The 7,253-nt window shown below is 62.1% G+C and carries 10 protein-coding genes and 1 tRNA gene; all 11 read right to left on the bottom strand.

From position 1 onward, the window contains the following. Nucleotides 1-111 precede the first annotated feature (111 nt). Nucleotides 112-489, bottom strand: coding sequence for a 50S ribosomal protein L7/L12 (gene rplL / locus NKH41_RS33595; RefSeq protein ID WP_023680442.1), 378 nt, complete (start codon nucleotides 487-489; stop codon nucleotides 112-114). Nucleotides 490-543: 54 nt separating this feature from the next. Further along, the gene (rplJ, locus tag NKH41_RS33590) at nucleotides 544-1,062 is read right to left on the bottom strand and encodes a 50S ribosomal protein L10 (RefSeq protein WP_008875657.1); all 519 of its coding nucleotides are present in this window, start codon (nucleotides 1,060-1,062) and stop codon (nucleotides 544-546) included. A 393-nt stretch (nucleotides 1,063-1,455) separates the two neighbouring features. Continuing rightward, the gene (gene rplA, locus NKH41_RS33585; protein ID WP_023680441.1) at nucleotides 1,456-2,154 is read right to left on the bottom strand and encodes a 50S ribosomal protein L1; all 699 of its coding nucleotides are present in this window, start codon (nucleotides 2,152-2,154) and stop codon (nucleotides 1,456-1,458) included. A 4-nt stretch (nucleotides 2,155-2,158) separates the two neighbouring features. Beyond that, nucleotides 2,159-2,587, bottom strand: a complete 429-nt coding sequence (rplK, locus tag NKH41_RS33580; RefSeq protein WP_023680440.1) for a 50S ribosomal protein L11 — start codon at nucleotides 2,585-2,587, stop codon at nucleotides 2,159-2,161. Nucleotides 2,588-2,747: 160 nt separating this feature from the next. Then, complete coding sequence (gene nusG, locus NKH41_RS33575; RefSeq protein WP_006333333.1) at nucleotides 2,748-3,275, bottom strand: transcription termination/antitermination protein NusG; 528 nt, start codon at nucleotides 3,273-3,275, stop codon at nucleotides 2,748-2,750. A 27-nt stretch (nucleotides 3,276-3,302) separates the two neighbouring features. Next, nucleotides 3,303-3,506, bottom strand: coding sequence for a preprotein translocase subunit SecE (gene secE / locus NKH41_RS33570; protein WP_023680439.1), 204 nt, complete (start codon nucleotides 3,504-3,506; stop codon nucleotides 3,303-3,305). A 364-nt stretch (nucleotides 3,507-3,870) separates the two neighbouring features. Further along, nucleotides 3,871-3,946, bottom strand: a tRNA-Trp gene (locus NKH41_RS33565). Between the two features lie 78 nt (nucleotides 3,947-4,024). Then, entirely contained in the window at nucleotides 4,025-4,540 is a 516-nt protein-coding gene (locus tag NKH41_RS33560) for a hypothetical protein (RefSeq protein ID WP_352935913.1), read from the bottom strand. A gap of 129 nt (nucleotides 4,541-4,669) precedes the next feature. Continuing rightward, nucleotides 4,670-5,152 carry a group II truncated hemoglobin gene (locus tag NKH41_RS33555; RefSeq protein ID WP_352935910.1) on the bottom strand — a complete coding sequence of 161 codons (483 nt, stop codon included), beginning with the start codon at nucleotides 5,150-5,152 and terminating at the stop codon, nucleotides 4,670-4,672. Between the two features lie 103 nt (nucleotides 5,153-5,255). Beyond that, nucleotides 5,256-6,932 (bottom strand): COG3904 family protein, encoded by a 1,677-nt coding sequence (locus NKH41_RS33550; protein ID WP_502906094.1) that lies wholly within the window; start codon nucleotides 6,930-6,932, stop codon nucleotides 5,256-5,258. Nucleotides 6,933-7,169: 237 nt separating this feature from the next. Beyond that, nucleotides 7,170-7,253 (bottom strand): EF-Tu C-terminal domain-related protein (locus NKH41_RS33545; protein ID WP_502898581.1); only part of this gene is annotated, 84 nt, incomplete at its 5' end.

Below are 7,253 nucleotides of genomic sequence, written 5' to 3'. Positions count from 1 at the left end.
GTCCAACCCCCCCCCCCCCACCGGGTTCTCCCCCCGGCCCCCCCCCCCCCCCCCCCCGCGCCCCTCCTGGGGGGGCGGCCGCCGCCCCCCCCCCCCCCCGGTACTCAACGCTTACTTCAGTTCGACCTTGGCGCCGGCTGCTTCCAGCTGGGCCTTGAACTTGTCCGCGTCGGCCTTGGAAACGGCTTCCTTGACCGGCTTCGGAGCCGCCTCGACCAGGTCCTTGGCTTCCTTGAGGCCAAGACCGGTGATGGCGCGAACTTCCTTGATGACGTTGATCTTCTGAGCGCCTGCCTCGGTGAGGACGACGTCGAATTCCGTCTTTTCCTCGACCGGAGCAGCAGCGGCCGCAGCGCCGCCGGCAGCGGCAACCGCCACCGGAGCAGCGGCGGAAACGCCCCACTTTTCTTCAAGAAGCTTCGACAGCTCGGCCGCTTCGAGGACGGTCAGCTTCGAAAGGTCGTCTACGATCTTTGCCAGATCAGCCATTGCAATGTTCCTTCATAAGGTTCGAACGTGTGTTTGTGATAGCGAGGAACGGCCTCATGCCGCCTCGTCCTTCCGGGCGTAAGCGCCGATGACGCGCGCGACCGAAGCCGCAGGCGCATTGACGATCTGGGCGATCCGGGTTGCCGGCGTGGCGATCATGCCAACCAGCCTGGCGCGCAGCTCATCGAGCGACGGAAGTGTGGCGAGTGCCTTTACACCGTCGGCATTGAGCGAGGTGGTGCCCATTGCGCCGCCGAGAATGACGAGCTTGTCATTTCCCTTGGCGAAATCGGACGCGACCTTCGGCGCCGCAATCGGATCCTCCGAATAGGCGATCAGCGTCTGTCCCTTGAACAGCTCGATGATCGATGCGGAGTCCGTGCCCTGAAGAGCGATTTTGGCGAGACGGTTCTTCGCGACTTTGACGGTGCCACCGGCGGCGCGCATTTTCGACCGAAGGTCGTTCATTTGCGCGACGGTGATACCGGCGTAGTGGGCCACGACGACTGAACCAGCGCTTGAAAACGCATCATTCAGGCCCGTGACGAGTTCGCGTTTTTCCGCTCTGTCCACTGCCTATCTCCAGTTGACCCCTGCCCTCTACGAAGGACAGGCGTCGGGTTGCCTTTTGCCGGCCGGGCCATCCAGTAACGGATCTCCCGAACGACGCTCGAGGATCCTGCCCCCTTTCGCCACACCTGCCGGGAAGCCGGACGGTGCGCAGACAAAAGGCAAACACGGTTCGAACCTTTCATTGGAGCTTGTGGCTCCTTTGTCCGGTCTTCACCCGTCTCATGCAGGCCCACATGAATTAAGGCCCACATCACCTAAGGTTTGGGGGCCGCCTGCAATCTCGGACAGGATGTCCGGAAGCCTTTCGACTTCCGGTACCGGGCCGCCGACAGGTCGGAGGCCCGGAATTCTTTCACGGATCAGCGTTTTAGCGGCCGATCCAATTGTTTCGTATCAGGACGCAGCGAGCGTCGAGACGTCGAGCTTGAGGCCCGGGCCCATCGTCGAGGTGACCGACACCTTCTTGACGTAGTTGCCCTTGGCACCAGCCGGCTTTGCCCTGGTCACCGCGTCAGCGAAGGCGCGGACGTTTTCTTCCAGCGCCTTGACGTCGAACGAGACCTTGCCGACGCCGGCGTGAACGATGCCGGCCTTCTCGACGCGGAACTCGACGGCGCCGCCCTTCGATGCCTTGACGGCGGCGGTAACGTCGGTGGTGACGGTGCCGACCTTCGGGTTCGGCATCATGCCGCGCGGACCGAGCACCTTGCCGAGACGGCCGACCAGCGGCATCATGTCCGGCGTGGCGATGCAGCGGTCGAAGTCGATCGTGCCCTTCTGGACGATGTCGACCAGATCCTCTGCTCCGACGATGTCGGCGCCGGCGGCCTTGGCCTCCTCGGCCTTGTCGCCACGCGCGAAGACGGCGACGCGAACGCTGCGGCCGGTGCCGTTCGGCAGGTTGACCACGCCGCGGACCATCTGGTCGGCATGGCGCGGGTCGACGCCGAGGTTCATCGCGACTTCGATCGTCTCGTCGAACTTCACCGAGGAGCGATCCTTGAGCAGCTTCAGCGCCTCACCCAAAGCGTAAGCCTTGTTGGGATCGATGCCTTCGCGGGTCTTCGATACACGCTTTGCAATCTTTGCCATGATCTCAGCCCACCACTTCCAGACCCATCGAGCGGGCGGAGCCCTCGACCATGCGCATGGCCGCCTCGACGTCGTTTGCGTTCAGATCCTTCATCTTCTGCTCGGCGATGGCGCGCACCTTGTCGCGGCCGATCGTGCCGGCCTTGACCTTGCCCGGCTCCTTCGAGCCCGACTTCAGGTTGGCGGCCTTCTTCAGGAAATAGCTCACCGGTGGCGTCTTCATGACGAAGGTGAACGACTTGTCCTGGTAGTAGGTGATGACGACCGGAACCGGCGAGCCCTTTTCCATTTCCTGGGTCTGCGCGTTGAACGCCTTGCAGAACTCCATGATGTTGATGCCACGCTGACCAAGCGCCGGGCCGATCGGGGGCGACGGCGTGGCCGATCCCGCGGAAACCTGGAGCTTGAGCTGGCCTGCAATCTTCTTAGCCATCTCTCTTCCTGCCTTTTCTCATGCCGGTCTTGCCGGCGGTTGCAGTCTGGTGGTGCGGTCCGCGCAGCCGGCTAAAGCCGCATTCGCCTCCCACCCGTTTTTGGTCGCGCGATCTCCGCGCCGCCTTCCCTGCCGCCGAAACCGGTGCAGGGATTTCGGATCAGCCCTTCTCGACCTGTCCGAATTCCAGATCGACCGGCACAGCGCGCCCGAAGATCGAAACTTCCACCTTGAGCCGCGCCCGCTCCTCGTCCACTTCCTGGACGAAACCGTTGAAGGACGCGAATGGTCCATCCGAAACGCGGATCGCTTCGCCGATCTCGAACGTCACCGACGGCTTCGGCCGCTCGACGCCCTCCTGAACCTGGTTCAGGATACGCTGGGCCTCGGCTTCGGTGATCGGCACCGGCTTGGAGTCGCCCAGGAAACCGGTGACCTTCGGCGTGTTCTTGACGAGCGAGAACACGGCGTCGGTCAGATTGGCTTTCAGCAGCACATAGCCCGGAAAGAACTTGCGCTCGGCATCGACCTTGCGGCCGCGGCGGATCTCGACGACCTTCTCGGTCGGCACCACGATCTGCTCGATGTCGGCGGACAGGCCCTTCTGCTTGGCCTTGTTCTCGATGTCCTCGGCGACCTTCTTTTCAAAGTTCGAGTAGGCGTGGACGATGTACCACCGCGCGGTCATTTCAAGACTTCTCCGTAATCGCCGGACTTACTGTCCGAGGCCGAGGATTTTTTCGACCGCAAAGCCCATGGCCACGTCTGCGGTAAAGAAAAAGATCATCGCGATGACCGCGAACACAAGAACCATCACCGTCGAGATCATCGTTTCGCGCCGCGACGGCCAAGTGACCTTGGCGGTCTCCGCGCGAACCTGCTGGAGAAAGGTGAAGGGATTTGTGGTTTTCGAAGCCATATGCCGCTCTGTCTGCAAGACCCGTTGGCCGGGCCTCCTGGATGATCCCGCTGGCCGGGAGGTGCCGCTTGAGCGTGCGTTCGCGCCGAATCAGCGCAATCATTTCGCCCATGCAAATCAGACGCGTAAAGCCGGCTTCCCAGCTCCACGCGTCGCGTGTCTGTTTCGTCTACATAAAACCGATTCTTGATCCACGCAAGTGGCAAGTGTCCGCTTTATGCCCAAACGCCGCCTCGGAACCATCCAGTCGTCCCGTCCCGGCTATGCAGCCCTTATGCCGCAACTTATGCTATATGGCAAGTCACAAGCCGATTTTCAAAGGCCGCACTGCAAAAGAATCGTTTTTAGGTATCCATTCAAAGAATGGCACGGGCAGCAGGGCTCGAACCTACGACCTGCGGTTTTGGAGACCGCCGCTCTACCAACTGAGCTATGCCCGTATGCGCAATGTCGGCGCAGCAGGCGCTTCCTAAAAGCTTCCGCGCGCTCTGTAAAGAGCGACGTGCGCTACCCGGCCTTCATCTTCGAAAGTCCAGGCGTCCTCCCGGCCATTTCCCGTTGATCCGTTGATTGCAGACGATCAAGCCGACCCAGGGACGCACGATTTTCGGGTCGGTCAGATTGATATATTTTCCAACCAGCCCTTTCGCACCCTGGCGCCGCGCATCGATGAGCCCCTTGCGCACGCCATCATGCCAATCGAACAGCAGGTAAACCCTCTCTCCCGCCGTCTTCACCTCGCCCCGGCCGGACTTCCATTTATCCTCGGTATCGCCCGGGATCGTGGGATCGGCACCGCCGTTCCATCGGCTGGACCAGCTGCCTTCGATGGTGTCGTTGCGGTCGCGGTCGCGGTCGGTGCCCCATGCTTCGGCATTTTCATCGCTTGGAGTTCCCTCAAGTTTCACGCCGGCGGCGAACGCCGACACCTCCTCGTCGTCGGGAGCGGGGACGTCCATGACGCCAAACGGATTTCGGCCTCCGCGGTCGCTGTCAAAGACGCTGTCTGAATTTTTCTTGCCTTCCGGTCTCATCGCAAAGCCTCCGGTTTTCAATGTGGCCCCGCCATTCGAGGGCGACTTTAGACCGTTAGCCTGGAGGACCGAGACCTCCATAGCCACCCGTTTTCCTGGCCGGCAGGCTTTCGACCGATTCGCGCGCGGTCAGGTTCCCGAAGGCGGCTTGTAGGGGCCGCCCGGCACCCCCCAGCCCCAGGCCGGCATTGGTTCCGTCTCGGGGTCGCAGGTCGGGCCCTTGTTGGAGTTCATCTTGGCCAGCCGCGATCCCCATTCGACATAGGCCATGAAAGCCGAGCGGAATTCGGGATCGTCAGGCAGGCCGACCTCGTCGGCGGCGTCGGCGAGAAGATTGATCCAGCGCCGGCGCTGCTCCTCGGTCAGATGCTTGCCGAGATGATGCATCACCATCTCGCGATGGCCGCCATGCTCTTCGCTGTAGGTTTTCGGCCCGCCGAAAACTTCGCCGATGAAGGCCGCGACGTGAGCGGGATGGTCCGGCGACATATGTTTGAACACCGGCCCGACGATGGGATCCCGAGAGACGCTGTCGTAGAAGGTTTGGGTCAGGCGGTTCAGCGCTTCGGAGCCGCCGGCCCATTCAAACAATGTCGGGACATCCTGGCTCATTCGCGATTTCTCACCTGACTGGTCTTCAACCACGCAGGACGATAGCGGAAACACCGAGCGCCGCTCAACCTGCCTCGATGGGCAGTCGGCCGCAATGCCCACGTTACGATTTGACCGGCGTGCTGGCCTGAGCCTTGGCGCCCGAGGCTTCGCGGCAGTTTTCCGGCCGTGGCTCCGATCTGCAGATGCCAGGCCCGGTCAATTCGTCCGCGGATCCAGGCCCGGTCGTCAGCCCGACTTTCAGCATCATCTCTGGTTCAAGCTGCCGGTAGCGCGAGTATTGCGCCGATTGCATCGCCGAAAACATGCCGGGTCCGACAGTCATGTCCTCGAGATAGGCCTTGACCCGCTGCTCGAAGCCCATCGAATGCACGCTCAACTGTGCACGCGGGCCGACCAGCCGTTTGACACCGCCGGCGAGCATGATCGGGCAGGCCGAGCCGCACTCGCCGCCGACATCGACCGTGAGCCCGCTATAGACGCCGTCTTCGGCGGCGCAGTCGGCCTGCCGCGGCTCGCAGCCGATGAAGTCCGTCCGCGCTACTGCTATGTCGAGTTTACGTTCGCGGATCAGCCTTCCGGCGGCGAGAGCGCCAAGCACGTCACCGCCCGGCGAACTGATGACGATGGGCAGGCGCCGGTCGCCGATGCCGTCAAGCAGCTGGCGCAGTTTTTCGGCCGTGTGAGCGGTAATCGTGCCTTCCGCCGAGATCCATTCCGGGCAATTGGGATTGCACAGCGGATTGCTGCCGCGGACCAGAACGAAGCGCATGTCAGCAATGTTCTTCGCCGTCGGGCTTTCCGGCTCGACCGCTGCAGCCGGGGCGGCTTGGGCGCTCGCCACGACGTCGGCGGCTTCATCTGCCGGCGGCGGCACTTCCCTGCAACTCGCGGGAACAGGATCAGCGGTGCAGATGGTCGGCAGCGTCAGCAGATCGACCGAATCGAAGCTGGTGACCAGATTCATTTGCCGCATGTCGCCGAGGGCGATCTGCCGGATGTCACTGGCGGGCGTGGCCTTCATTCTGTCCAGCACGCCCCGCCCGACACCCATCTCCCTCAGATAGGCCGAGAGCCTCCTCTCAACCGCTTTGCTCATCTCATAAGTCTTATAGCTGCCGGTATCCGTGCGGCTGATAACCTTGGTGCCGATAACCTTCTTCCTGCCATGCACAATTCTGTAGGTGGTGCGGTAATATACCTGTTCGCGCCGGTATGTAGTGGTGATCTGGTGGACTCCTAGAAAGGCCCAACCGCCGACCACGCGCCGGACACCGCCGGCAAACATCAGCGGACAGGCGGAATTGCAGATGGCGCCGCTGGCATAAGGATTGCCGAAATAGGCGGAGGCCTTGCCATCATTGGCCCGGCAGTCCTTCATCCCAGGCCAACAACCGGAAAACCTGGTCGCTCCGACAGCGATATCGAGCTTGTTCTTGCGAATTATTCGGCCAAGCTGGATCGCCGCTTCGACATTACCGCCCGGGGAATTGACGATGATCGGCAGTTGGCGGCGGCCGAGCTTCTTCAACATACGCTTAAGCAGAGTCGGCGTGCCGGCTTCGATTGCGCCTTCGGCCGAGATCCATTCCGGACAGTTGGGTTCGCAGCCAGTCGCGCTGCTGCGCACGACGACGAATCGCATCGGTGAGAGATCATCGGAGAATATCTTCGGATCGGCCCAAGTCTGCGGATCGGACAATGTCTGCGGATGGGACAGTGTCTGCCATGTCTTCGGGAACACATCCTCGGCCTTGGCGGCGAACGCAGCCATCGCCATTGTGACCACCGGCGCCAGGCGAACCAGCCCGCGCCACCACTTTGCCCCACTGTCTGAACGTCGTCCCGGAACCACGTTTGCAAAGCCCCCCTCGATGCAACCTATACTAGTTATGGCAGAGGCGCTTGCAACAGGATTTGAAGCAATGCGGTTAATCCATTGCCAGAATATCAGAATCAAAAGGGCGGCCCGAAGACCGCCCCTTTTGCATCCGATCTCAACCGGCAGCGCCGGCGATTACTCTGTGATGGTGACGACGATGCCGGCACCGACGGTGCGGCCGCCTTCACGGATGGCGAAGCGCAGCTTCTCTTCCATGGC

The organism is Mesorhizobium sp. M1169 (genome assembly GCF_040318345.1).
GTDB lineage: Bacteria > Pseudomonadota > Alphaproteobacteria > Rhizobiales > Rhizobiaceae > Mesorhizobium.
Note: the sequence above shows the minus strand (reverse complement) of the source record. Positions and strands in the feature narration are given on the sequence as shown.

Coding starts and splice junctions, on each gene's coding strand:
- rplL (WP_023680442.1), bottom strand. CDS start 489: ATGGCTGATCTGGCAAAGATCGTAGACGACCTTTCGAAGCTGACCGTC.
- rplA (WP_023680441.1), bottom strand. CDS start 2,154: ATGGCAAAGATTGCAAAGCGTGTATCGAAGACCCGCGAAGGCATCGAT.
- rplK (WP_023680440.1), bottom strand. CDS start 2,587: ATGGCTAAGAAGATTGCAGGCCAGCTCAAGCTCCAGGTTTCCGCGGGA.
- nusG (WP_006333333.1), bottom strand. CDS start 3,275: ATGACCGCGCGGTGGTACATCGTCCACGCCTACTCGAACTTTGAAAAG.
- secE (WP_023680439.1), bottom strand. CDS start 3,506: ATGGCTTCGAAAACCACAAATCCCTTCACCTTTCTCCAGCAGGTTCGC.
- NKH41_RS33560 (WP_352935913.1), bottom strand. CDS start 4,540: ATGAGACCGGAAGGCAAGAAAAATTCAGACAGCGTCTTTGACAGCGAC.
- NKH41_RS33555 (WP_352935910.1), bottom strand. CDS start 5,152: ATGAGCCAGGATGTCCCGACATTGTTTGAATGGGCCGGCGGCTCCGAA.
- NKH41_RS33550 (WP_502906094.1), bottom strand. CDS start 6,932: ATGGCGATGGCTGCGTTCGCCGCCAAGGCCGAGGATGTGTTCCCGAAG.